Raw genomic sequence first — 23,897 nt, 5'->3', positions numbered from 1 at the left:
TTTAAGCCTGGGCCGCCAGCACAGGTTTCATATAGGATATCGGGGCAGTGGCCTCGTCGTCGAAGGTCACCACTTCCCAGGCATCCTCTTCCGCCCTGAGCTTGCGCAGCAGCTTGTTATTCAGGTCGTGACCGGACTTGATTCCGCGGAACTCACCAATCAGGCTGTTGCCCAGCAAGTACAGGTCGCCGATGGCGTCCAGCACCTTGTGTTTGACGAACTCATCATCGTAACGAAGACCGTCCTCGTTCAGAATCTTGTAGTCATCAACCACAATGGCGTTATCCACACTGCCACCCAGCGCCAGGTTCATCGCACGTAGCTTTTCGATATCACGCATGAAACCAAAAGTACGGGCACGACTGACTTCCTTCACGAAAGACGTGCTGGAGAAGTCAACGGTCGCGGTCTGGGCACGCCCCTTGAACACGGGGTGATCAAAATCGATCCCGAAGCTGACCTTGAAGCCTTCAAACGGCAGGAAGGTGGCCTTCTTGTCGCCCTCTTCAATGGTCACTTCGCGCTTGATGCGGATAAAACGCTTGGCGGCTTCCTGCTCGGCAATACCGGCAGACTGCAGCAGGAACACAAAAGGACCGGCAGAGCCGTCCATGATGGGCACCTCGGCAGCACTGAGCTCCACAAAGCAGTTATCAATTCCGAGACCAGCCATGGCTGACAGCAGATGCTCTACTGTTGCCACACGGACACCGTCTTTTACCAGCGTCGTGGACAGCATGGTCTCACCCACATTCTCTGCACACGCCCGAATCTCAACCATTGGATCAAGGTCGGTGCGGCGGAAAATGATCCCTGAATCCACAGGTGCCGGCTTCAGGGTCAGATAAACTTTCTCACCCGAATGCAAGCCAACACCGGTGGCACGGATGGTGTTTTTAAGTGTCCGTTGTCTGATCATCGGTACATATTTCCGTCACAAATTTACGGTATTCTGGGCAAAATTCTGCCCGGAAGATACCAGAAAACAAGACTGAATACCATTTAACCAACCCGGGATTACCGAATTGTCATCCAACGCCTTGACTGGACCGGCAAACAGTACGCATCAGGTGGCACCACAGATTGCATACCCACCTGTTAATTGCAACAGATTATCAGTCAGCCTGACGGCGAAGGAATGCGGGAATATCGAGATAGTCGACACCCTGCTCTTCGCTTTCCTTGCTCTGGTCGATGGCTACATTACCATGAGCAACCGCGCGGCGACGTAGCACTGCGGGCCGATCAAGCTGGTTGTAATCCGTTGTGCCGTCCAGGGTACGAGTGTTATCCACCACCTTGGTCGGCTTCTCACGGTCACCGCCCAGGCCTGTTGCCACCACGGTCACCTTCAGTTCGTCGGTCATTTCCGGATCGATCACGGTGCCCACCACAACGGTGGCGGAATCCGACGCGAATTCACGCACAATGTCACCAACCTCGGAGAATTCGCCCAGGTTTAGATCCATACCGGCGGTGATATTGACCAGGATACCCTTGGCACCCTGCAGGTTGATATCTTCCAGGAGCGGGCTTCTGATCGCGGCTTCAGCCGCTTCGCGGGCACGGTTTTCGCCGGTGGCACGGGCGGTGCCCATCATCGCCATACCCATTTCGGACATCACGGTTTTGACGTCGGCAAAGTCGACGTTGATCATGCCGTTACGGGTAATCAGGTCGGCAATCCCCTGAACCGCCCCCAGCAGCACGTCGTTGGCCGCCGCAAACGCATCCAGCAGGCTGGTTTTCTTACCCATCACCGCCAACAGCTTCTCGTTGGGGATAGTGATCAGGGAGTCAACGCTCTCTTCCAGCTCCTTCAGGCCGGCTTCGGCGACACTCATTCGCTTACCACCCTCAAACTGGAACGGCTTGGTGACCACGGCTACCGTCAGAATACCCAGCTCACGCGCCACCTCGGCCACGACCGGAGCAGCACCGGTACCGGTACCGCCACCCATGCCGGCAGTAATAAAGACCATATCAGCGCCCTTGATGGCTTCCGCCACACGATCACGGTCTTCCAGGGCGGACTGACGCCCAACTTCCGGATTAGCCCCGGCGCCCAACCCTTTGGTGATGTTGCCACCAAGCTGGATGATCTGGCGGGCATCCATGTCGGTCAGGGCCTGTGCATCCGTATTGGCGCAGATAAATTCCACACCTTCAATGTCACTGTTAAGCATGTGGCGTACGGCGTTACCACCGCCTCCACCTACACCCACTACTTTAATGACAGCGTTTTGCTGGACATTATCGACGAGTTCAAACATTCCCCTACTCCTTCGTGCTGTTTTCAGCCTTTTCCAGGCTGTTTTTTCGAGATTGTGTTTTCGAGATACCTTCGTTTTCTTTACTGCCAGCCCGGTCCGTCAGAAATGACCGGTAAACCAGGCCTTCATGCGCTCAAACAGCGAGGGTGCATTTTCACCCTTGAGCACCGGTGCCCGCCCCAGATCCATCTGGCGGAAACCATGAATCAACAACCCCACGCCGGTGGCGTAGATCGGATTGTTGACCACCTCCGTCATGCCGGAGACCGCCTGAGGACAGGCCAGCCGTACCGGCATGTGGAAGATTTCTTCAGCCAGCTCCACCACACCTTCCATGGTGGAGGAACCGCCTGTAATCACGATGCCTGCGGGAATCAGGTCCTCAAATCCGGACCGGCGCAACTCCGACTGTACGAGGGTGAACAGCTCCTCGTAGCGGGGCTCAACCACTTCCGCCAACGCCTGCCGTGACAGATCCCGCGGTGCCCGATCTCCGACACTGGGCACCTTGATGGTTTCATCCGCACCGGCCAGCTGGGTCAACGCACAGGCATACTTGATCTTGATTTCTTCGGCATTCTGCGTCGGTGTGCGCAATGCCATGGCAATGTCATTGGTAACCTGATCTCCGGCGATTGGAATCACGGCGGTGTGACGAATCGCACCGCCCGTGAACACCGCGATGTCGGTGGTACCGCCGCCGATATCAACCACACAGACGCCCAATTCTTTCTCGTCTTCGGTCAGAATCGCGTGGCTCGACGCCAACTGCTCCAGGATGATGTCATCCACCTCGAGGCCGCAGCGCTTTACACACTTCTCAATGTTCTGGGCCGCATTCACCGCGCAGGTCACCAGGTGAACCTTGGCTTCCAGGCGCACACCGGACATCCCCATGGGCTCTTTGATGCCTTCCTGGCTGTCGATGACAAACTCCTGAGGCAAGATGTGAAGAATCTTCTGGTCCGCCGGAATCGCCACCGCCTGGGCGGCGTCAATCACCCGGTCAATGTCGGCCTGGGTCACTTCCCGGTCACGGATGGCGACAATGCCGTGGGAGTTCAGACTCTTGATGTGGCTGCCGGCGATACCGGCATACACCGAATGAATCCGACATCCCGCCATGAGTTCGGCCTCTTCCACAGCGCGCTGGATGGCCTGCACGGTGGTTTCGATATTGACCACCACACCACGCTTCAGCCCCCGTGAGGGGTGTGAGCCAATGCCCACCACCTCAATGGTGCCGTCCATCTTGCGCTTGCCGACAATCGCAACCACCTTCGAGGTTCCGATATCGAGGCCGACAATCATGTTTTCCGTTTCAACCGATGACATGTGTTCCACCAAACCGTAGGTCTGTATTTGACGTTGCTATGATTTTGTTCCGGAGCCGGCCACCTTGTCCGACTTCCACTTCACCGCCACACCATTGGTGTAGCGGGCATCCACCCGACTGACCTCGTCTGCACGGGATATCAGCCGGTTTTCATACACTGTAAGGAACCGCGTAAAGCGCTCCTCCACCTGATCACGCCCCAACACCACTTCAATGCCGTTGGCGAGACTGAGGGTCCAGGCCCCCCGTTGTTCCAGAGTCAGACCGGCAAAGCCAAGCCCGTGCCCGGCCAGGGTGTCACTCATGGTCCGGGCCATGCGTATCACATCCCTTACCCGCTCATCAGGCCCGGCCAGTCTGGGCAGCCGACCGGCCACTTCCGGGTTATCCGGAGAGAACAGCTCTCCGGTGCGACTCACCAGGCGGTCACTGTTCCAGTAAGCCAATGGTTTCTTCTCACGAATCTCGATCGCCAGTCGATCCGGCCAGACCCGCCGGACCGCGGCTGATTCCACCCATGGCCGCCGCTCCAGTTCGATCTTGATCTCAGACAGATCGGTGGCGAAAAAGCTCTTTCCGATCCAGTCACCTGCCTTGCGCTCAAGGTCGGTGCGATTTTCGCCCACCAGTGTGCCGGTCACATCAATGGCCAGAATCTGACGGTCCATCGCACTCAGCACCTGACTGGCCCCCCAGGGCACCATCGCCGCCGCCAGAACGATGGCCGCTCCCATGCCAACCTGTAACCAGGGCACGGCAGCCAATACAGCCTTCAATAATCCGAACCGTTGCCGCTCCGGACCCAGGGTCGTTGCCCCGCGCCGACGAGGGGGCTCGGGCGGCACCGCCCGGGTCCGGATCAGAAGACTGTCAAGCATGGTCATCCTCCAGAGTGTCCTTGAGAATCCGCACAACCAGTTCTTCGAAGCTGATGCCTGCCGCCCTGGCCGCCATCGGTACCAGACTGTGGTCCGTCATACCCGGGACGGTATTCACTTCCAGTAACCAGAAACCGCCATCGCCGTCCTGCATGATGTCCACCCGTCCCCAGCTACGGCAGCCAAGGACCCGAAACGCATCCAGAGCCAGATGCTGCAGCTCCAGCTCGGCGTCCGGGTCCAGGCCGCAGGGGATGCGGTAGTTGGTGTCATCCGCCAGGTACTTCGCCTCGTAGTCGTAGAACACGTGGTCGGTGCTCAGTCCGATGGCTGGTAACGCCTGGTTTTGTAGCAGGCTGACGGTAAATTCCGGACCTTCGATCCATTCCTCCACCAGTACCAGTGAATCCAGGGCACTGGCTTCCCGATATGCCTCGACCAGCTCTTCACGGCTGGTGACTTTGCGAATACCGATGCTCGAACCTTCACGGGAAGGCTTGACGCTCAACGGCAGTGACAGCACACGGAGGATGTCATCGGCCTCACTCTCTCCTCCCATGGCGCGGAATCGGGGTGTGGGCAGGCCACAACCTTCGAACACGTACTTGGTTCGCAGCTTGTCCATAGCAAGAGCCGACGCCAGCATTTCACTGCCGGTGTATGGAATACCGGCCTGGGACAGAATGGCCTGGAGCGTGCCGTCCTCGCCTCCGCGGCCGTGAAGCGCAATAAACACCCGATCAAATTCCGGGTTGTCCACCGTGCGCAATAGACACCCCTGGACATCAACGCCATAGGCATCCACGCCGGCAGACTGCAACGCCGCCAATACCGCGTTACCGCTTTTCAGGGAAACCTCACGCTCGGCCGAATCACCACCCATGAACACAGCCACGCGACCGAGCGCCCGAACCGTCTCCGGTGTCGCCTGATAACCCTGTGTATCCATGCGCTTTGCATCACTCACTGGCAATCACTCCTGCCGCCGCCAGGCGGGCAGCAACGCCGCCAATATCCCCTGCACCCTGGGTGATCAGCAGATCCCCATCCCGCAGGGTATTGGCCAGCAACTGTTCAATTTCGTTGTTGTCTTCCACAAACACCGGCTCCACATTCCCACGCTGACGGATGCTGCGGCACAGAGCCCGGCCATCAGCCCCCGGTATTGCCGGCTCACCGGCTGAGTACACATCCATGAGCAACAGACCATCCACCTCCGAGAGCACCCGTACGAAGTCTTCATACAAGTCCCGGGTGCGGGTAAAGCGATGGGGCTGATACAGCATGACCAGCCTTCGATCCGGCCAGGCATCATGAGCCGCGCGGATAACCGCCTCCACTTCGGTCGGGTGATGGCCGTAGTCATCCACAAGGGTGATGGTGCCGTTGGGAGTCTGGTAGTCTCCGTAGACCTGGAAACGGCGCCCAACCCCGGCGAAGCCGGCCAGCCCCCGGCAGATGGCATCGTCGTCGACGCCTTCGTCGGTGGCCACGGCAATCGCTGCCAGCGCGTTGAGCACGTTGTGACGCCCCGGCATCTTGAGCTCCACCTGCAAGTCCTTGCGCCCACCCGGTCGACGAACCAGGAAATGGGTGCGCAAGCCGTCGGAGCTGATCTGTTCCGCCCGATAATCGGCATCGGGATTTTCAATGCCGTAGGTGATAATCGCGCGCGAGATGCGTGGAATCACTTCACGCACGTAGCCATCATCCACACACATCACCGCCACACCGTAGAAAGGCAGGTTATGAAGGAAATCCACAAACGTCTGCTTCAGTCGTTCGACATCACCGCCATAGGTATCCATGTGGTCGGCTTCGATATTGGTCACCACCGAAATGACCGGGGTCAGGTGGAGGAATGACGCGTCGCTTTCGTCCGCCTCAGCCACCAGATACCGGGACCCGCCCAACTGGGCGTTAGTGCCGGCACTGTTCAACTTGCCACCGATCACAAACGTGGGATCAAGCCCGGCCTCACCCAGCACTGACGCAATCAGGCTGGTGGTGGTGGTCTTGCCGTGGGTGCCCGCGACGGCGATGCCGTGGCGATAGCGCATGATTTCCGCCAACATCTCAGCCCGGGGAACAATGGGCACCCGACGGTTGCGGGCCGATGCCACTTCCGGGTTATCCCCGGAAACTGCGGTGGACACCACTACCACATCGGCTTTGGCACTGTTCTCTTCCCGATGACCGATGTGTACTTCCACCCCCATCGCTTTGAGGCGATCCGTCACAGCACCTTCACGAATATCGGAGCCGGATACGTCGTACCCCTGGTTCTTCAGCACCTCGGCAATACCACTCATGCCGGCACCGCCAATACCCACAAAGTGAATGTGGCGGATACGGCGCATTTCGGGCACCTGATAGACCAGCGGCGGATTGATTGCGTCAGCCATTGGCGGCCTCCAGACAGTAGTTCACGACTCTCTCCGTTGCATCTGGGCGAGCCAGCGATCTCGCTGCCTTCGCCATGTTCAATACCCGGGACCGATCTCTGGCCAGGTCCCGCAGCGTCTCCGCCAGCGATTCGGGGTTCAGCTTCGACTGCGGCACCAAAACCGCAGCCTGGGCGTTTACCATCTGCTGGCCATTCATGGTCTGGTGGTCATCCACCGCATGGGGAAAGGGCACCAGGATTGCCCCCAGCCCGGCGACACAAAGTTCGGATACCGTCAGTGCTCCAGAGCGACACAGCACCAGATCCGCCCAGCGGTAGGCTTCCGCCATGTCCTTGATAAACGGCTCAACGGACGCTTCGACACCCTGTTGCTCGTACGCCTCACGAGCGGCATTCACATGCTTTTCACCACACTGATGGCGCACCACGGGCCGGTCAGTTTCTGCGAGTTTCGCCAGAGCCTCAGGCACCTGCTGATTGAAAACCTGAGCCCCCAGGCTGCCACCGACAACCAGCAGACGCAGAGGCCCTTCCCGACCCTTCATGCGCTCTTCCGGCACCGCCAGTTCGGCCAGATCCTGACGCACCGGGTTGCCGGTGCAACGAGTGACCACTTTGGCACCAAAACTGCCGGGGAATGCCTCCAGAACCGTCTCGGCAAAGCGCACCAGAATCCGGTTGGTCATTCCCGCTACGGCATTCTGTTCATGTATCACCAACGGGATCCGGTTCAGCCAGGCGGCGACACCACCCGGGCCGGTCACGAAACCACCCATACCCACCACACAGTCGGGCCGGATTCTGCGAACCACCGTGAAGGCCTCACCTAGGCCCCGCATCAGGCGGAAAGGTGCCAGCAACAGCGCCAACCTGCCTTTACCCCGCAACCCGGAGATATGAATCAGCGACAGTGGGATGTCCGTCTCCCCGATCAGGCGCTCTTCCATACCGCCGGCAGAGCCGAGCCAGAACACCTCGTGGCCCATTTCCTGCAAAGTCCGTGCGGTCGCCAGTGCCGGGAATACATGCCCCCCCGTGCCACCAGCCATCATCAGAAAACGGCGCTTGTCATTCATACACTGCGCCTCCCCTGACCCGCTTTCCGTTTTTTTCCTGCGCCAACCGCTCCCGATCAAGGCGCTCCATTTCCACACGGGCCAGAATGCCGAGAGAAATGCAGGTGATCATCAGGCTCGACCCACCATAACTGACCAGGGGTAAGGTCAGCCCCTTGGTCGGGAGCAGTCCAGTGCTAACCGCCATATTGATTCCGGCCTGCAACCCAATCAGCAAGGTGATGCCGTATGAAAAGCAGGCCGCAAACGGCATGTTGGCCAACTCGGCACGACGGGCAATCACAAAACCGGTGATCACCAGCACCGCAAACAGCATCAGCACGAGCAGCGACCCCAGTAGCCCGAACTCCTCGGCAATGATGGCGAAGATAAAGTCAGTGTGCGCCTCAGGCAGATAGAACAGTTTCTGTATCGAGTTCCCCAGCCCGACACCAGCCCACTCCCCACGCCCAAAGGCAATCAGGGACTGGGTGAGCTGATAGCCACTGTCAAACTGGTCCTTCCAGGGGTCGAGATAGCTGACAACCCGCTTGAGCCGGTAAGGCTGCGTTACGACCAGCACCACGCCCAGCCCCACCAGGATTCCGATAAGCGGCATAAACCGGGTCAGCCTGACACCGCTGAGGAAGATCATCCCCGCAGCGGCGGTCACCAGAACCACCGTTGCCCCGAAATCCGGCTGGATAACCAGTAGCATGGAGGCCACAGCCAGTACCACCAGTGGCTTGAGAAACCCTGGCCAGGTGTTGAGTAATTCCTCGCGGCGACGCACCACGTACCCCGCCAGGTAGGCAATCAGGCACAGCTTGGCCACTTCCGACACCTGAACGTTGAACAGCCCGAACGGAATCCACCGGGTAGAGCCGTTCACCGTCCGCCCCAGTGGCGTCAATACCAGGATCAGCACCAGCAAACCAACACCCAACAGCAGCCAACCGCTTCGCTCCCACCAGGACACCGGCACATTCACTGCGACCAGTGCCAGAAAACATCCAATTCCGGCAAAAATCAGCTGTCGGATAACATAGTGATAGCTGTTACCGACTGTCTCCGCGGCCATATCCATCGAGGCCGAAGAAATCATCACCACCCCCATGACCATAAGCGACACGGAGCTGATTATCAGCAACGGCAATGGCTGCAAATCGCTGAGCAGCTTCTGCCGGTTAGGGAGTGTGAGACTGGTCTGCATCACAACCCCTCCACCTGTTGCCGGAACTGGTCACCGCGATCGTTGTAATCGCGGAACATGTCAAAACTCGCGCAGGCCGGGGATAACAGGACCCGGTCTCCGGCATGGGCCAGCTCTGCCGCCCGGATAACCGCGTCCGCCATGGTCTCTGCATAGGTGACCGCGGCGGCCGTGCCAATGTTCTCGGCAATTCGGCGGGCATCCCGGCCGATCAACACGACCGCACGACAATGCAGGGTGACCGGCGTTTCAAGTGGCGCGAAGTCGGCCCCTTTGCTATCGCCACCCGCGATCAGAACAATCTTGCCGTTGGCCGGAACCAGGCTCTCGATAGCCGCAACAGTTGCTCCAACGTTGGTGCCCTTGGAGTCATTGATGTAATCCACATCGTTGACCCGGCGTATGAATTCGCAGCGGTGTGGCAGCCCGCGGAACTCCCGGACCACCGACAACATGGTATCCATCGGGAATCCAGCCGCCTGCCCCAGCGCCAGCGCGGCCATCACGTTACTGATGTTGTGGCGACCGAGAAGCTTGAGTTCTTCCGCCAACAGCAGGTTGTCGAAGCCGAAAGTAATCCAGGTGCCCTGATCATCTTCACGGGTGCTGAAGGTGTCCGGATTTACCCGGTGAAAACCAAAACACAGGAACTTCAGGTTATCCCGCGCCATAGGCGTACTCAGGGCGTCATCCAGATTCACAATGGCGTTCTTGCAGCCCCGGAATATCCGCTGCTTGGCCTGGAAATACTCCATCTTGGACGGATAGCGATCCATATGATCGTCGCTGACATTCAGCACTGTAGCCGCCAGGGCGTTCAGCTCTTCTGTGGTTTCCAACTGGAAGCTGGATAGCTCCAGAACGTACAAATCGGCATTCCGCCCCAGCAGATCCAGAGCCGGCGTGCCAATGTTGCCACCCACTTCCACCCTGCGGCCCGCCGCCCGGGCCATTTCACCCACCAGCGTGGTCACCGTGGTTTTCCCATTGGATCCGGTAATGGCAACGATGGGGGCATCGGCGGCTTGGGCAAACAGGTCGATATCCCCCCGCACCAGCGCACCTTTGGCCACCGCAGCGCGAATGGCTGGCGTTTCAACACTGACGCCCGGGCTGACGATCAGCTCGTTAAAGGTGGTAAAAAACTCACTGTCGAACGGCCCGGTATGCACGGGCACCTCCGGCCACCCGGACTTGAGCTCGTCCAGTCCGGGCGGGTTATGGCGGCTGTCCGCCACGGCGATCTCCCGCCCCTGCTCGCACAGATAGCGCACGCAGGAAAGCCCGGTTTTACCGAGCCCCACGACCAGTGTGCGACGATCTGACACGATGACACTCATAGAGACGCCATTCCCCTATCGCAGTTTAAGACTGGCAAGGCCAATCAGAACCAGAACCACGGTAACGACCCAGAAACGCACGATGACGCGCGGCTCAGGCCAGCCCTTCAATTCGAAATGATGGTGCAACGGTGCCATGCGAAAGATCCTTCGCCCGGTCAGCCGGTAAGACGCCACCTGCAGGATCACCGAGACGGTTTCCATGACAAACACACCGCCCATGATGAACAGGACAATCTCCTGGCGGACAATCACTGCCACAACGCCCAGGGCTGCCCCCAAAGCCAGGGCACCCACATCCCCCATGAAGACCTGCGCCGGATAGGTGTTAAACCAGAGAAAGCCAAGGCCAGCACCCACCAGGGCGCCACAGAACACGATCAGTTCACCGGTACCCGGCAAGTGGGGAATCAGCAGGTAATCCGCAAACTGGGCGTGGCCGGACAGGTAGGCAAACAGGCCCAACGCACCCGCCACCATCACTGTCGGCATGATCGCCAGACCATCAAGACCGTCTGTCAGGTTGACCGCATTGCTGCTGCCGACAATCACAAAATAGGTCAGCAGGATAAAGATGACCGGTCCCAGAGTCAGCGATACGTTCTTGAAAAAGGGCAAATACAACGACGTTTCCTGTGGCAGGGAAGAACTGAAGAACAGTACAACCGCGGCAGTGCCACCAATCACCGACTGCCAGAAATATTTCCAGCGAGCTGGAAGGCCGCGCGGATTGCGCTCAACAACCTTGCGGTAGTCATCCACCCAACCGATTGCCCCGAACAGCAGGGTCACCAGAATCGTCACCCAGACATAGCGATTACCGAGATCCGCCCACAACAGTGTGCTGATACCGATGGCAACCAGAATCAGTGCACCGCCCATGGTCGGTGTTCCGGCCTTGCTCAGGTGGGTCTGGGGACCATCGTCACGGACCGATTGACCGATCTGGTACTGGCTTAGCTTACGAATCATCACCGGACCAATCAGCAGCGAGATGGCCAGCGCCGTCAGGGTGCCCAGAATTCCACGCAGCGTCAGATACTGAAACACCGTCAGGGCAGTAAAATATTGCGATAGAACCTCTGTCAGCCAGAGCAGCATGAGTTATTCACCTTTTCTTTTATTCCCTCCACCACGCGATCCATGGCGGAACTGCGAGAACCCTTGACCAGAATGGTCATCGGAAACTGCGGGCCGGCTAACAGGCGGTCCACGGCATCATCGTGGGAAGCACAAACCTCGGTCGACTCCCCAAAACCCTCGATATAACCTTCACACCCCGGCCCAACGACCAACAGACGCTCGATCCCCTGCTCACGGGCACAAACGCCGACCTCACGGTGCAGCGCCAGGCTTTCGGGCCCCAGCTCTGCCATGGCACCGAATACTGCCACCCGCGTGCCAGGTCTTGCCGCGAGTACGCCAACGGCAGCCTTCATGGACGACGGGTTGGCGTTGTAGCTGTCATCAATCAGGGCCAGATCTGAAGACAATTCAATCATCTGCAAGCGGCCCTTAACGGCGGTCAGGGCCTGCAAGCCTTGCTGAATGGCCTCATCTGTCGCCCCGAGCTCACGGGTCGCGGCGATGGCCAGCAGCGCATTCGTGATGTTGTGCTCGCCGTGAAGTGCCAGGCTGACGCTACACTGCCAGTCATCAGCTCCATGTGCGATGAAACTTTGTCCATGGATATCAACGCTGACGGCCGAGGGATAATAATCCGCCGCACCGCCGGCCTTCCCGCTGACTGCAGCGATCCGCCGTTCGCCAACCCGCTGCCGCCAGACATCAAAAGCAGGATCATCACGATTCAGGACAACCAGCCCGTTGGCGCCAACACCATCAATAATTTCGCCTTTGGCCTGGACAATGTTCTCGTAACTGCCAAAACCCTCCAGGTGCGCCTGTCCTGCGTTGGTCAGGATGGCCACGTCCGGTCGGGTGATTGCGACGGTGTGGGCGATTTCTCCCAGACCGCTGGCTCCCAGTTCAATGGCGCCAAAACGGTGGCCCTTTTCCAGCCGAAACAGGGTCAGCGGAACGCCAATGTGATTGTTCAGATTACCTTCCGTCGCAAGCGTGGACCCCATCTGCGTCAGAATGGACGCGACCATCTCCCGGACCGTGGTTTTACCACTGCTGCCGGTAATGGCGACAAAACGGGCCGAGCTCTCATTCCTGTTGCCATCAGCAAGCTGCGCCAGTGCATCAACGGTGTTGCTGACAACAATCTGGGGGATATCCACTGACGTGTCTTCGACATCCACAATGGCACCAACAGCCCCCGCATCCCTGGCCTTCGCCAGAAACCGGTGACCGTCAAAGTTGTCGCCCCGCAGCGCCACAAACAAATCCCCGCGAGCTATCTTGCGGGTGTCGGTGGACACTCCGGAAAACGTTCGCTGGGCGGCATCCCCGAGGCGACACTGCCCCCCCGTCAACGCGATGGCGTCGGCCAGCGAGAAGGTGCGCATCATGCAACACCTCCATTGAGTTGCAGGATGTGCTGCACCTGCTCTGCGTCACTGAAGTGCACACGCTGACCGGCCGTTTCCTGATAGGTTTCATGCCCCTTGCCAGCGATCAGCACGATGTCACCCTCGCCGGCCTGCCGTATGGTGCGGGCAATGGCCTCGGCACGATCGTGAATGACCGCAACCTGATCCGGCTTCGCAAATCCCCTGAGAATATCCCTGGCTATGGCGTCCGGATGCTCCCCACGGGGGTTGTCGTCAGTGACAACAACGACATCGGCCGCCTTTTCTGCCTCGACGGCCATTTCCGGGCGCTTGCCACTGTCACGGTCACCACCGCACCCAAACACACAAAACAGGCGCCCGGTAACATGGGGCTTCAGCGCCGCCAGCGCATTCGCCAGTGCGTCCGGCGTGTGAGCATAATCCACCACAACCCTTACGCCATTGGCGCCAGTGAACGGTTCCAGCCGGCCGGGCGGTGGCTGTAAAGTCTCGACGGCCTTCTGTACCCGCTCCACCGGCACCCCCAGACTCAATACAGCAGCCATGGACGCCAGCACATTGCTGGCGTTGAAGCTCCCCATCAACGGCACATTGACGTCAAACGCACCCCACTCGCCATCCAGGGACGCTGAGAAGCCATGAAGCGTCGGCTCAAATCCTGTCAGCCACAGCTCGGTCTGGGCCTCGTGGAGGCTATAACGAATCCGGTCGCACTTACCCTCGAGCTGTTCATACAGCTGGCGCCCGAACGGATCATCAAAATTCACAACCGCGTAATGCAGTTCCTCGCGCTCGAAAAGCTTTGCCTTGGCCGCGCCATACGCCTCCATGGAGCCGTGGTAGTCGAGGTGGTCCCGGGTCAGGTTAGTGAACACCGCACCGGTCATGGTAAGGCGATCTACCCGCCCCTGATCCAGTGCGTGAGACGACACTTCCATCGTCGCTGCGCGACCACCCTGCTTCAATATCCGTGACAGAACGCGATTGACCTGAACCACATCCGGCGTGGTGTGGGAAGCCACCTGCAACGCCCCGGGCATACCGTAGCCAAGGGTGCCCAACAGCCCACATGGCGTTCCGGTCTGCTGCAACAGTTGCGCGATATAATGACTGACCGAGGTCTTACCGTTAGTTCCTGTCACCCCGATCAATCGCAGGCGCTGCGAAGGATGCTCGAAAAAGCGATCAGCAATCTTTCCCAGCTTATTTCGCAGCCCCACAACCGGGACAATCAGAGCACCCCGGTATTCACGACACTCCCCGGGTTCATCGGCCTCGAGGATAATGACCGTGGCTCCGGCCGCCACCGCCTCATCCACATAGTGATCCGCGGTCGTTCGACGGCCCGCCAGGGCAATGAACGCATCCCCCGACGTCACCTGCCGGCTGTCTGTCTGTAAACCGTGTATCGTCACGTCAAAGACGGACGGCACCGGCGCAATACCCTGTAACAATGTGCTGAGTGATGTGATACACATAACCCTATCCCCGCTCCCCGGGTGTTTTCGGCCCTGCTGGCACTTCACCGACTTCCAGTTCCGGTTTCACATTCAGCAGCCGCAATGCATCACTCATGACCCTGGCAAATACCGGCGCCGCCACTTCGCCACCGTAATACTCGCCGGATTGAGGTGCATCTACCGCCACCACTGTTACGATTCTTGGATGATCAATGGGCGCCATTCCGGCAAAAATGGCCTTGTATTGACTGTCTTCATAGCCGCCTTTACCCACCAGATGTACGGTGCCGGTCTTGCCGCCGGCGGAATAGAATCCCGGCTGTGCACGCTTACCGGTTCCGTTCTCGACCACCTCGCGTAGCATTTCCCGCACTTGAAATGAGACCTTTTCAGAAAGCACACGTTCCCCGACCGGACGCTCATCCAGCTTCATCAGACTCAGGGGGTAACGGATGCCACCATTGGCCAGCACCATATAGGCCTGGGCCAGTTGCAGGGCATTCACGCTCATGCCGTAGCCATAAGACAGTGTTGCTTCTTCAACCGGTCGCCACTTGGGCGGTGCCGGCAATACGCCCACCGCCTCGCCGGGAAAGCCAATCCCCGTGGGCTGCCCGATACCGAGGCGGGAGTATAGGTTCCGGATGACATCGCCGCCCAGCTCTGTCGCAATCTTGCTCATCCCCACATTACTGGACTTGGCGATGATACCGGTGACCCCAAGCACGCCGTAATTGTGACTGTCACGAATGGTAAAACGACCAAAGCGCCGGTAACCCGGCGCCGTATCGATGGTGCTGTTGAGATTGTATTTTCCCGACTCCAGGGCCGCTGCCATGGCGACCGGCTTCATGGTTGAGCCCGGTTCGAACAAATCGGTAATGGCCCGGTTTCGCAATCGGTCCGCACTTAACTGACTGCGATCATTGGGGTTATATGACCCCTGATTCACCATCGCCAACACTTCGCCAGTATCCACATCCAGCATGACCAGGGTGCCACCCCGGGCGCTGTGAGCTTCAACGACCGCCTTGAGCTCACGATAGGCAAGATATTGCAGGCGCAGGTCGATACTCAGGGCCAGATCGCGGCCAGGTCGGGCATCACGGATCAGCGTCAGATCTTTGATCACACGACCACGATTGTCCTTGAGTACCCGTTTACGACCACTCTCACCGCTCAACCACTGGTTATAAGCCAGCTCAATGCCTTCCTGGCCATTTTCATCAATGTTCGCAAACCCGACCACGTGGGAGGTGACCTCGCCTGCCGGATAATACCGGCGGTACTCCTGGCGGCTGTAGATTCCCGGAATCTCCAAAGCCAACGCCCGCTCAGCCAGGCCCGGCTGGATCTTGCGACGCAGGTAAATGAACTCACGACCTTCGTAGGTCACCAGCCGCTGCCTCAGGCGTGCCTCACTGATATCAAGCAAGCGCGCCAGATGCGACAACCGGGGCTCCTGCGGATCAAGTTCAGAGGGGTTGGCCCATACAGTCTGAACCGGTGTACTGACGGCCAGCGGCTCCCCGTGACGGTCGGTGATAACGCCCCGGTGAGCGTCAATGGATTCCACACGAATGGTGCGCACATCGCCCTGCTTGCGCAGGAACTCATTATCAACAACATGCAGGTCGACCAGGCGCCAGCCAAGGGCTCCGACCACCAACAGGAAAACACCCAGCACGGAGCCATAGCGCCAGGCTTTAAGCCCGGCGGCCAGTCGCTGCCCCCATGTTGAGTTCTTTCCCTGATCGGACAAAACAGTCACCCTGAGTTAGTTGTTATCAGTATTCAAAGGCCTGCTACCGGCGTCATCAGCGGCACCAGCACAATATCCTCTTTGCCCGGCACAACCATGCCAAAGCGCTGCGCGGCGAGATTCTCAACCCGACTATGGGCACTCAACGCACTCTGCTCCAGCAACAGCTGACTCCATTCGCGTTGGTACTGATCGCGCTCACCCTGTAGCTGCGACAAGGTATTGAACAACTCCCGATTCTGGTGAGCGCTCACTACCACGCCAATGGACGACACAATCAATAGCCCGACCAGCACAACGGAGATCAATACCTGTTTCTGCTGCAGCGACTCAAACACCTGCTGCGACACACGAACGGCGCTTGCCAATCCATCCCTGACCTTTTGCCTGTTCAACCCGCCGGTTTTAACCGTCGGCTCAATTGCCACGGCGCCCATAGTCACGCGCTCCCTTGCAAACCCTGTTTGTTATGAACACGCTCCAGCACTCGCATGACTGCACTTCGTGCCCGAACGTTATCGCTTACTTCTTCTGTGTTGGCCTTACTGGCCTTACCAATCAAACGGAACTCCGATGCCTCCTGGGCTGCCGTCACCGGCACACCTTTCGGCAATCTGGGTCCACGAGCCAGATCCCGCATAAAGCGCTTGACCACCCGATCTTCCAGCGAGTGGAAGCTGATCACCACCAGGCGTCCGCCCGGTGCAAGCCGCTCCACCGCCGACGCAAGCCCCGCTTCCAGATCTTCCAGTTCCCGGTTAATGAAAATGCGGATAGCCTGGAATGTCCGGGTGGCGGGATGCTTGTTTTTTTCCTTTTTCGGAACAGCCTGGCTGACCAGTTCAGCCAACTCCCGAGTGGTTTGTAGTGGCGCTTCCTGACGACGCTCCACCACCCGACGGGCGATACGCCGGGAAAAACGCTCCTCACCGTAGCGGTAGATCACATCCGCGATTTCTCGCTCGTCGGCTTCCGCCAGCCATTGCGCCGCACTGGGCTCCTGCTCGGGGTTCATGCGCATGTCCAGCGGACCATCGCGCATGAAACTGAACCCCCGGGTAGCGTCGTCCAACTGCGGTGAGGACACACCGAGATCCAGCAAAACGCCGTTAACGGTCTCCCAACCCTGCTCCTGAATTGCGGCATCAAGCTCCGCGAAAGAACCGTGATAACAGCAGAACCGTGCATCCTCAGAAGCAAGCTCACGGGCGACCTTGATGGCTTCCGGATCCTTGTCGATCCCCAGCAAGCGGCCATGCTCTCCCAGCTTTCCGAGTACAAGCCGACTGTGGCCACCTCGACCAAAGGTGCCATCGACATACAAACCATCGGGGTCGTTAACCAGATAATCGACCGCCGAATCCAGGAGCACGGAGCGATGCGAGTACTTCTGGCCCGCAGCCCCCCGCTTACGTTCGGAGGTCATAGGGAAAGGGCCTCCATCTCTGGCGGCATCTCATCGTCATCCGATGATTCATCCAGCCAGGCAAACCAGCGCTCCTCACTCCAGAGCTCAAGCTTTTTACCCTGCCCGATCAGCATCAGCTTTTTCTCCAGGTGCGCATAACTGCGCAACGTGGGCGGCACCAGGATTCGCCCGGCACCATCCAGCTCCATCGGCGCAGCGTTACCCAGAATCAGGCGCTGCAACCGGCGGGCTGCTTTGTTCATGTTGGGGAGCGCTTCAACCTTGGGCCTGAGAATCTCCCACTCCGGCTCCGGATACACCAGCAAGCAGCGCTCCTCATCGGCATTGGCAGTCAATACAATGCGGCCACCACAGGCTTGCGCGAGTTCTTCGCGCACCTTGGCGGGGATCGCAAGACGACCCTTCGCATCCATATTGATGGCATGACTGCCAAGAAAGTTGCTCATTTGCACCGACTCTGGGGTTCAAAAACCAAAAAAAACCACTAAAAACCACTTTTTCCCACTTGTGCACACTATAGAAACACGCAATACACAATGCAAGCGCCGCTAACGGCGTCGCACCCGTAAAAGTTCCTTTTATGACAAGAGGTTACAGGCGAGGACTCGCCAGGATGCACAAATTACGAAAAAGAAAGACAAGAAAATCAGATACCTGCAAAAAGGTCTGCAGATGAAAAATGAGGTTTAAGATTTTTTGGCTATAAAGGACGCTGTCTGAGAAGGATAATCGTCAGAGGGCCAGGATCAGAAAAATAGAGCTCGCCGATAAGCCGGGTTCTGTCGTGGACAGTCATTCATCTAGGGCCTGCGTCACCACAGGCCTCAAGCAACCTACCCGAATCCAGCGCGGGCCACGCCATTGGATTCCTATTTGGTCTTGCTCCAGGTGGGGTTTACCATCGCCGTGAACTGTTGCCAGCCACGCGGTGCGCTCTTACCGCACCATTTCACCCTTACCGGCGTCCGGAGACGCTTAGGCGGTATACTTTCTGTTGCACTTTCCGTCGGCTCACGCCGCCCAGGCGTTACCTGGCACCTTGCCCTGTGGAGCCCGGACTTTCCTCCCCCAGGCGTACTGGCGGCGACTGTCTGGCGAGCTCGGGCACGACAATACTCCTGCGATCGAGAGCGTGCAAGCGAAACTCTTCCATCTCCCCGATAATGCTATTCGGACTTTACCTCCAGTGCACGCTGGTATAACTCGTTTTTCGGGCGCCCCGTCAACTCGGCAACAATCTTGGCCACTTTTTTGACCGGCAGCTCCGCCGCCAACAATCGCAGGAGCCTGTCGGTATCCACGGCCTCGGCATCGCCTTGCTCCGGATTGCGACTCGCCCCGTGGATCATCACCACAAACTCACCACGGGCTCCATTGGGATCCGCCTCAATGGTATTGCTGACGTCACCCGCCGGCCCTGCATAGAAGGTTTCGAATGTTTTCGTGAGCTCCCGCCCCAACACCACCTCCCGATCATTTCCCATCACCTCGCTGATTTGCGCAACGGTTTCCAGGATCCGATGAGGCGACTCGTAGAACACCAGGGTAGCAGTCTCCGTAACCAGCGCCTCCAACTCGGCCCTGCGGGCACCGCGCTTGGCAGGCAGAAAGCCCGCGAACAGGAAGCGATCCGTGGGCAGCCCGGCGGCACTCAATGCCGCCACCAATGCGCACGGACCGGGGATCGGACTTACCCTGATACCCCGCTCCCTGGCCTGACGAACCAGGACATACCCCGGATCGGAAATTAACGGCGTACCCGCATCGGACACCAGCGCAACATCCTCTCCGGCCTCAAGGCGATCCAACACCTGAGCGGCGCGGTTTCGCTCGTTGTGGTCATGAAGCGCCAGCATGGGCTTCTGAATCCCGAGAAACTGCAATAGCCGCCCACTGTGACGGGTATCCTCTGCCGCAATCAGGGCAACACTGGCGAGTGTCGAGGAAGCCCGTGGAGACAGGTCCTCCAGATTACCAATAGGAGTCGCAACAATATAAAGGGTGCCCGACCTTTCCGGAGAACTGGGGTCTGATTTCACATATGCCTCTTTTTACCTTGGGACCATGACACCAACGTCATGTGAAATGGCCCGGGAGCTGTTAAACTTGCCAGCCTGAGAATGATACAGGGGGCCCGACAAATTCCGGGTTCCCCGCATGATGCCGTCGTTTACCCGGCGTCACAAGCGCAATTACCCGGAGTATCGTGAGCCTGCCATGATCAAACACTGTCTGACCCTGAGAACCCTCATCACCGTTCTGCTGTTGACAATGCTGGCCACCGGATGTGCCAGCGTCAACCTCGAGGCCCAGCCTGAAACCGCCAGCCAGGCGATTGAGGTGGCCAGCAGTCACAGTGACCGGAACGAAGCGCAAAGATACCTGCTGCGCTCGGCCGACTGGTTCCAGAGCCAGAACGACCACGAGTCCGTCCGTAGCATTCTGCAAAGCGAACCAATGGCCAAACCGGCAGGCGAACTGAAAGACCAATACCTGCTGCTTTCCATGGGCAGTGCCACGGCTCTGGAAGACAGCGCCTGGGCCAGACAACTCGCCAACCAACTGCAACCAGACCAGTTTCTCAATTACGAACGCGGCCTGATGGCCCGTGCGGCCACACTTCAGGCAGACACCCTGCAACTGGCCGACGACAATCTGTCCGCAGCAGCCACCCTCATCCTGCTTGCACAGTCCGATACCCGCCAGAACGCCCAACAGATACACGATCGAATCTGGCAGACCCTGAAAGCCACTTCCGACAAACAGCTGTCCGAGCAAGGTGGCGAGATCATCGGTTACGAAGCCCAGGGCTGGATAGAACTGACCGGGATTCTGCGGAAGCCTGACATGAACCTGGATCAACAGGGACGGGCGGTCAGACAATGGCAGAACAACTGGCCAGGGCACCCAGCAGCCGTTACCCCCCCTTCGGAGCTGCAATTGATTGCAAGCCTGGCGGAAACCCGTCCGGAGCAAATCACCCTGGCCCTTCCGCTGGAAGGACCTTTGGCCAGTGCCGGCAAAGCCATCAGAGACGGTTTCTTTGCGGCGTACTATGACGATCAGTCCGCAGACCGGAGCAAAACCAGCATCCGTGTGGTGAATACTGCCGGACAGAACTTCCGGGACCTTTACCAGGAGCTGACCAGGGAAGATCAGGACCTCATCGTTGGCCCCCTCGAGAAGGAAGCGCTGCAGAGCCTGACGGACCTGAACACCCTGCCAGTTCCCGTACTCGGCCTGAACTATCTGCCCCAGGGCACAGCAGCTCCCGGCGGGTTGTACCAGTTTGGCCTGTCTGCCGAAGACGAAGCCCGCCAGATTGCCGACCGACTGAGACAGGAAAACAACGATCAGGCACTGGCGCTGATTCCCCAGGGTGAGTGGGGAGATCGCCTGGAGACCGCCTTACTGGAACGCATGGCGGCAAATGGCAGCACTGCCCTGGATATTGAGCGCTACTTCCGGGAAGACGACTTCCGTGCGGTAGTCGCTGACTTGCTGGGCATAACCGCCTCCCGGGAACGAGCCATCGACGTAGAGCGCACCGCCGGGGTGAACGTTGAGTTTGAACCCCGGCGCCGGCAGGATGCCGATGCCGTCGTAATGGTCGCCGAACCCACCATTGCACGGCAATTCAAGCCGCTGTTTGCCTTCTATTTTGGTGGTGACCTCCCGGTGTATTCACCATCCATGGTATACGAAGGCAGCCACGATCCGTCCAGGGACCGGGACCTTAACAATGTCATCTTCACCGATATTCCCTGGGTTCTCGACGACCAGAACGAGTTCCGCAACACTGCCACCCAGGCGCTGCCGGACATGCGAGGGCAGCTCGGCCGGCTGTTCGCCATGGGAGCGGATGCCTGGAAACTGAGCAAACGCCTGCCTCTGCTGCGCCAGGTTGAGGGCGCCTCCATTGAGGGCCAGACCGGGGTGTTGACCATGGCCTCAGAAGGCAGCATTCATCGCCAGCAAATGTGGGCCCGCTTCACCAACGGCACGCCACAGCTGTTAACACCGGTATCGGGCGACATTCAGAGCGAAGAAGAATAGCCAGACCACAAACAAGCGGAGGAGCGCCATGGACGGCAAACCCGACAGCAAGGCCATTGGCAACCACAGCGAAGCCGTGGCCGCCCGCTACCTTCAGAGTCGCGGCATAACCATTGTCGAGAGAAACGTGTTTAGTCGTGGCGGCGAAATCGACCTGATTGGGCGCGATGGCGAGGTACTGGTCTTCTTTGAAGTACGCTACCGCGGGTCCGGCAGCCTGGCAGGTGGCGCTGAGTCTGTCACTCCGACGAAACAGCGCAGGTTGATCAGAGCGGCTTCTTACTACCTGCACCGGAACGGACTCTGGAACATCCCCAGCCGCATCGATGTGATTGCCATCGCACCGGGCGATGTCAAAAAATACCGGATACAATGGATCAGGAATGCAATTCAGGCGTGAACATGACCGACACTGAACAACAGATCAATCAATGGTTTGCTGCGCACATGGAGCACACAGCCCAGGCCGCCAGCACAACGGCACCCGCTATCGAAAGCGCCGTGGAGGCGTTCGTGCACACGCTACTCAGCGATGGCAAGATCATTACCTGCGCCAACGGTAATGCCAACATACTTGCCCAGTACTTCTGCACCGCCCTGCTGAACCGTTTTGAGCATGATCGCCCCGCACTCCCGGCGATCAACCTGGGCGCTGACGCCACCACCTATTCCGCGATCTGTCGCGATAACCGCTTTAACGATACATTTTCCAGACAGGTTCGTGCCATCGGCAAGGCCGACGACTTACTCTTTGTCATTGTTGACGACGGGCATAAAGCCAACTTGATTCAGGCCATCCAAGCCGCCCACGACCGGGAGATGCGTGTCGTGGTATTGAGCGCCAAGGAAAAGTCCGACATTACTTCACTTCTTCACCCGGAAGATCATGAAATCGCCCTGGACAACCTGTCCGCAACTGCAGCAACCCCCTTGTTGCTGGTCATCATCAATGCCTTGTGTGGATTGATCGACAGCAAGCTTTTCGGCGGGTAATAAAAAAGCCAGCTGAACGCTGGCTTTTTAGATTCTGGCCGCCTTATTTGACAACCTTGAGTGTCGGGCGCCCTGACGGACGTTCTCCGGAGTGCTGCCCATCCCCCCCGGAATCCTTGGTACCATCGTCATCAGGATCGGGAGAGCCAGGCTCACTGCCAAACACCATGCCCTCCCCATTCTCTTTGGCATAGATTGCCATAACCGCCTGCAACGGTATGAACACCTGCATTGGGACACCACCAAACCGGGCACTGAATTCCAACGCCCCGTTTCCAATCACCAGTCCACGCACCGCGCCCGGGCTGATATTCAGAACAATCTGACCATTGGCAACGTGCTCGGTCGGCACCTGAACCCCCTGCACACCTGCATCGACAACGATGTATGGGGTGCAGTCATTGTCCAGAATCCATTCATTGAACGCCCTGACGAGATAGGGACGACTGGATGTCATGGTAACTTTGCTATCAGGCACTGCCCTTCTCCTGACCCGCTCTTCAGGCCCTGCGTTGCTGTATTAGCTACGAATGTCTTCTTCCAGGTCCGAAAGACTCGCCTTGAATCCCTCGCGACTGAATATACTGTCCATGTACTTCTGTAACGGTTTGGCCTGCTTGTCGTCAAGCTCAATACCCAAAGCAGGAAGACGCCAGAGGATCGGAGCAATGCAACAGTCCACGATCGTAAACTCTTCAGACAGGAAGAACGGCATTTCACCGAACAACGGTGCCGTTGCCAGCAGGCTTTCCCGCAACTCCTTGCGGGCTGCGTCGGATGCCTTGGCTCCAGGCTGAGCCAGGATCTGATCCACCAACCCACACCAGTCCTTCTGAATCCGATGGATCATCAGACGACTGTTAGCCCGCGCAACCGGGTACACTGGCAGCAAAGGCGGATGCGGAAACCGCTCGTCCAGATACTCCATCATGATGTTGGGCTCGTAGAGCACAAGGTCACGATCCACCAACGTAGGCAGGGCATTGTATGGATTAAGATCGGCCAACTCCGCCGGTGGGTTATCCGGGTCAACATCGACGACATCTACCGTTACACCCTTTTCTGCCAGAACAATACGCACACGGTGACTGTAATGGCTGGCCGGGTCCGAGAAAAACGTCATTGATGACCGCTTGGTCACAACGCCCATAGAACTACCTCACGAGTAAACAAACCGAAATGATCCTGAAAAACGCAAAAATCCAGCGGGCCGGC

At 58.4% G+C, this 23,897-nt stretch carries 22 protein-coding genes and 1 other RNA gene; 3 read left to right on the top strand and 20 right to left on the bottom strand.

What is annotated here, in order from left to right; all coding sequences use genetic code 11:
• Position 1: 1 nt before the first annotated feature.
• From lpxC to rsmI, 18 genes are all read right to left on the bottom strand, one after another.
• Positions 2-919, bottom strand: a complete 918-nt coding sequence (lpxC, locus tag EHN06_RS04935) for a UDP-3-O-acyl-N-acetylglucosamine deacetylase (RefSeq protein ID WP_127330694.1) — start codon at positions 917-919, stop codon at positions 2-4.
• A gap of 196 nt (positions 920-1,115) precedes the next feature.
• Positions 1,116-2,273 (bottom strand): cell division protein FtsZ, encoded by a 1,158-nt coding sequence (gene ftsZ / locus EHN06_RS04930; RefSeq protein ID WP_127330692.1) that lies wholly within the window; start codon positions 2,271-2,273, stop codon positions 1,116-1,118.
• A 99-nt stretch (positions 2,274-2,372) separates the two neighbouring features.
• Positions 2,373-3,608: a cell division protein FtsA gene (gene ftsA / locus EHN06_RS04920; protein WP_127330690.1), complete on the bottom strand. Its 1,236-nt coding sequence runs from the start codon at positions 3,606-3,608 to the stop codon at positions 2,373-2,375.
• Between the two features lie 36 nt (positions 3,609-3,644).
• Entirely contained in the window at positions 3,645-4,487 is an 843-nt protein-coding gene (locus EHN06_RS04915) for a cell division protein FtsQ/DivIB (RefSeq protein WP_127330688.1), read from the bottom strand.
• Positions 4,480-5,436, bottom strand: a complete 957-nt coding sequence (locus tag EHN06_RS04910; RefSeq protein WP_127334350.1) for a D-alanine--D-alanine ligase — start codon at positions 5,434-5,436, stop codon at positions 4,480-4,482. Before EHN06_RS04910 ends, EHN06_RS04915 begins: the two co-directional genes overlap by 8 nt.
• 10 nt (positions 5,437-5,446) lie before the next feature.
• Positions 5,447-6,892 carry a UDP-N-acetylmuramate--L-alanine ligase gene (murC, locus tag EHN06_RS04905; RefSeq protein WP_127330686.1) on the bottom strand — a complete coding sequence of 482 codons (1,446 nt, stop codon included), beginning with the start codon at positions 6,890-6,892 and terminating at the stop codon, positions 5,447-5,449.
• Complete coding sequence (murG, locus tag EHN06_RS04900; protein WP_127330684.1) at positions 6,885-7,970, bottom strand: undecaprenyldiphospho-muramoylpentapeptide beta-N-acetylglucosaminyltransferase; 1,086 nt, start codon at positions 7,968-7,970, stop codon at positions 6,885-6,887. The genes murC and murG overlap by 8 nt, the downstream gene beginning before the upstream one ends.
• Complete coding sequence (gene ftsW / locus EHN06_RS04895) at positions 7,963-9,162, bottom strand: putative lipid II flippase FtsW (RefSeq protein WP_127330682.1); 1,200 nt, start codon at positions 9,160-9,162, stop codon at positions 7,963-7,965. Before ftsW ends, murG begins: the two co-directional genes overlap by 8 nt.
• On the bottom strand, positions 9,162-10,502 hold the full coding sequence (murD, locus tag EHN06_RS04890; protein ID WP_127330680.1) for a UDP-N-acetylmuramoyl-L-alanine--D-glutamate ligase: 1,341 nt from the start codon (positions 10,500-10,502) through the stop codon (positions 9,162-9,164). Before murD ends, ftsW begins: the two co-directional genes overlap by 1 nt.
• Positions 10,503-10,517: 15 nt before the next feature.
• On the bottom strand, positions 10,518-11,603 hold the full coding sequence (gene mraY, locus EHN06_RS04885) for a phospho-N-acetylmuramoyl-pentapeptide-transferase (protein WP_127330678.1): 1,086 nt from the start codon (positions 11,601-11,603) through the stop codon (positions 10,518-10,520).
• Positions 11,588-12,979: a UDP-N-acetylmuramoyl-tripeptide--D-alanyl-D-alanine ligase gene (locus tag EHN06_RS04880; protein ID WP_127330676.1), complete on the bottom strand. Its 1,392-nt coding sequence runs from the start codon at positions 12,977-12,979 to the stop codon at positions 11,588-11,590. The genes mraY and EHN06_RS04880 overlap by 16 nt, the downstream gene beginning before the upstream one ends.
• Positions 12,976-14,460, bottom strand: coding sequence for a UDP-N-acetylmuramoyl-L-alanyl-D-glutamate--2,6-diaminopimelate ligase (locus EHN06_RS04875; RefSeq protein ID WP_127330674.1), 1,485 nt, complete (start codon positions 14,458-14,460; stop codon positions 12,976-12,978). Before EHN06_RS04875 ends, EHN06_RS04880 begins: the two co-directional genes overlap by 4 nt.
• A gap of 4 nt (positions 14,461-14,464) precedes the next feature.
• Positions 14,465-16,204, bottom strand: a complete 1,740-nt coding sequence (locus EHN06_RS04870; protein WP_127330672.1) for a peptidoglycan D,D-transpeptidase FtsI family protein — start codon at positions 16,202-16,204, stop codon at positions 14,465-14,467.
• A gap of 32 nt (positions 16,205-16,236) precedes the next feature.
• Positions 16,237-16,641 carry a cell division protein FtsL gene (gene ftsL / locus EHN06_RS04865; protein WP_127330670.1) on the bottom strand — a complete coding sequence of 135 codons (405 nt, stop codon included), beginning with the start codon at positions 16,639-16,641 and terminating at the stop codon, positions 16,237-16,239.
• Between the two features lie 2 nt (positions 16,642-16,643).
• Positions 16,644-17,630 carry a 16S rRNA (cytosine(1402)-N(4))-methyltransferase RsmH gene (gene rsmH / locus EHN06_RS04860; protein ID WP_127330668.1) on the bottom strand — a complete coding sequence of 329 codons (987 nt, stop codon included), beginning with the start codon at positions 17,628-17,630 and terminating at the stop codon, positions 16,644-16,646.
• Positions 17,627-18,079: a division/cell wall cluster transcriptional repressor MraZ gene (mraZ, locus tag EHN06_RS04855; protein ID WP_127330666.1), complete on the bottom strand. Its 453-nt coding sequence runs from the start codon at positions 18,077-18,079 to the stop codon at positions 17,627-17,629. Before mraZ ends, rsmH begins: the two co-directional genes overlap by 4 nt.
• Positions 18,080-18,385: 306 nt before the next feature.
• Positions 18,386-18,736, bottom strand: an RNA gene (gene rnpB / locus EHN06_RS04850) — RNase P RNA component class A.
• A gap of 63 nt (positions 18,737-18,799) precedes the next feature.
• The gene (gene rsmI, locus EHN06_RS04845) at positions 18,800-19,672 is read right to left on the bottom strand and encodes a 16S rRNA (cytidine(1402)-2'-O)-methyltransferase (protein WP_127330664.1); all 873 of its coding nucleotides are present in this window, start codon (positions 19,670-19,672) and stop codon (positions 18,800-18,802) included.
• Positions 19,673-19,790: 118 nt separating this feature from the next.
• Between rsmI and EHN06_RS04840 the strand changes: the two genes are divergently transcribed.
• From EHN06_RS04840 to EHN06_RS04830, 3 genes are read left to right on the top strand one after another with little or no spacing between them, the layout of a single operon-like run.
• On the top strand, positions 19,791-21,689 hold the full coding sequence (locus EHN06_RS04840) for a penicillin-binding protein activator (protein WP_228257411.1): 1,899 nt from the start codon (positions 19,791-19,793) through the stop codon (positions 21,687-21,689).
• 28 nt (positions 21,690-21,717) lie between these two features.
• A complete protein-coding gene (locus tag EHN06_RS04835) occupies positions 21,718-22,089 on the top strand; it encodes a YraN family protein (RefSeq protein ID WP_127330662.1) in 372 nt (123 codons plus the stop codon).
• Between the two features lie 2 nt (positions 22,090-22,091).
• A complete protein-coding gene (locus tag EHN06_RS04830) occupies positions 22,092-22,682 on the top strand; it encodes an SIS domain-containing protein (RefSeq protein WP_127330660.1) in 591 nt (196 codons plus the stop codon).
• 43 nt (positions 22,683-22,725) lie between these two features.
• Here EHN06_RS04830 and EHN06_RS04825 read toward each other — a convergent pair whose 3' ends face one another.
• Positions 22,726-23,139 (bottom strand): ClpXP protease specificity-enhancing factor, encoded by a 414-nt coding sequence (locus tag EHN06_RS04825; protein WP_206075761.1) that lies wholly within the window; start codon positions 23,137-23,139, stop codon positions 22,726-22,728.
• 63 nt (positions 23,140-23,202) lie between these two features.
• A complete protein-coding gene (locus EHN06_RS04820) occupies positions 23,203-23,832 on the bottom strand; it encodes a glutathione S-transferase N-terminal domain-containing protein (protein WP_012138995.1) in 630 nt (209 codons plus the stop codon).
• Positions 23,833-23,897: the final 65 nt, after the last annotated feature.

This window comes from Marinobacter sp. NP-4(2019) (genome assembly GCF_003994855.1).
In the GTDB taxonomy this organism is placed as follows: Bacteria; Pseudomonadota; Gammaproteobacteria; order Pseudomonadales; family Oleiphilaceae; genus Marinobacter.
The sequence above is the reverse complement of the archived record's forward strand: the minus strand, read 5'-3'. Positions and strand labels throughout refer to the sequence as shown.

Coding starts and splice junctions, on each gene's coding strand:
- lpxC (WP_127330694.1), bottom strand. CDS start 919: ATGATCAGACAACGGACACTTAAAAACACCATCCGTGCCACCGGTGTT.
- ftsZ (WP_127330692.1), bottom strand. CDS start 2,273: ATGTTTGAACTCGTCGATAATGTCCAGCAAAACGCTGTCATTAAAGTA.
- ftsA (WP_127330690.1), bottom strand. CDS start 3,608: ATGTCATCGGTTGAAACGGAAAACATGATTGTCGGCCTCGATATCGGA.
- EHN06_RS04915 (WP_127330688.1), bottom strand. CDS start 4,487: ATGCTTGACAGTCTTCTGATCCGGACCCGGGCGGTGCCGCCCGAGCCC.
- EHN06_RS04910 (WP_127334350.1), bottom strand. CDS start 5,436: ATGGATACACAGGGTTATCAGGCGACACCGGAGACGGTTCGGGCGCTC.
- murC (WP_127330686.1), bottom strand. CDS start 6,892: ATGGCTGACGCAATCAATCCGCCGCTGGTCTATCAGGTGCCCGAAATG.
- murG (WP_127330684.1), bottom strand. CDS start 7,970: ATGAATGACAAGCGCCGTTTTCTGATGATGGCTGGTGGCACGGGGGGG.
- ftsW (WP_127330682.1), bottom strand. CDS start 9,162: ATGCAGACCAGTCTCACACTCCCTAACCGGCAGAAGCTGCTCAGCGAT.
- murD (WP_127330680.1), bottom strand. CDS start 10,502: ATGAGTGTCATCGTGTCAGATCGTCGCACACTGGTCGTGGGGCTCGGT.
- mraY (WP_127330678.1), bottom strand. CDS start 11,603: ATGCTGCTCTGGCTGACAGAGGTTCTATCGCAATATTTTACTGCCCTG.
- EHN06_RS04880 (WP_127330676.1), bottom strand. CDS start 12,979: ATGATGCGCACCTTCTCGCTGGCCGACGCCATCGCGTTGACGGGGGGG.
- EHN06_RS04875 (WP_127330674.1), bottom strand. CDS start 14,460: ATGTGTATCACATCACTCAGCACATTGTTACAGGGTATTGCGCCGGTG.
- ftsL (WP_127330670.1), bottom strand. CDS start 16,641: ATGGGCGCCGTGGCAATTGAGCCGACGGTTAAAACCGGCGGGTTGAAC.
- rsmH (WP_127330668.1), bottom strand. CDS start 17,630: ATGACCTCCGAACGTAAGCGGGGGGCTGCGGGCCAGAAGTACTCGCAT.
- mraZ (WP_127330666.1), bottom strand. CDS start 18,079: ATGAGCAACTTTCTTGGCAGTCATGCCATCAATATGGATGCGAAGGGT.
- EHN06_RS04840 (WP_228257411.1), top strand. CDS start 19,791: ATGATGCCGTCGTTTACCCGGCGTCACAAGCGCAATTACCCGGAGTAT.
- EHN06_RS04835 (WP_127330662.1), top strand. CDS start 21,718: ATGGACGGCAAACCCGACAGCAAGGCCATTGGCAACCACAGCGAAGCC.
- EHN06_RS04830 (WP_127330660.1), top strand. CDS start 22,092: ATGACCGACACTGAACAACAGATCAATCAATGGTTTGCTGCGCACATG.
- EHN06_RS04825 (WP_206075761.1), bottom strand. CDS start 23,139: ATGACATCCAGTCGTCCCTATCTCGTCAGGGCGTTCAATGAATGGATT.
- EHN06_RS04820 (WP_012138995.1), bottom strand. CDS start 23,832: ATGGGCGTTGTGACCAAGCGGTCATCAATGACGTTTTTCTCGGACCCG.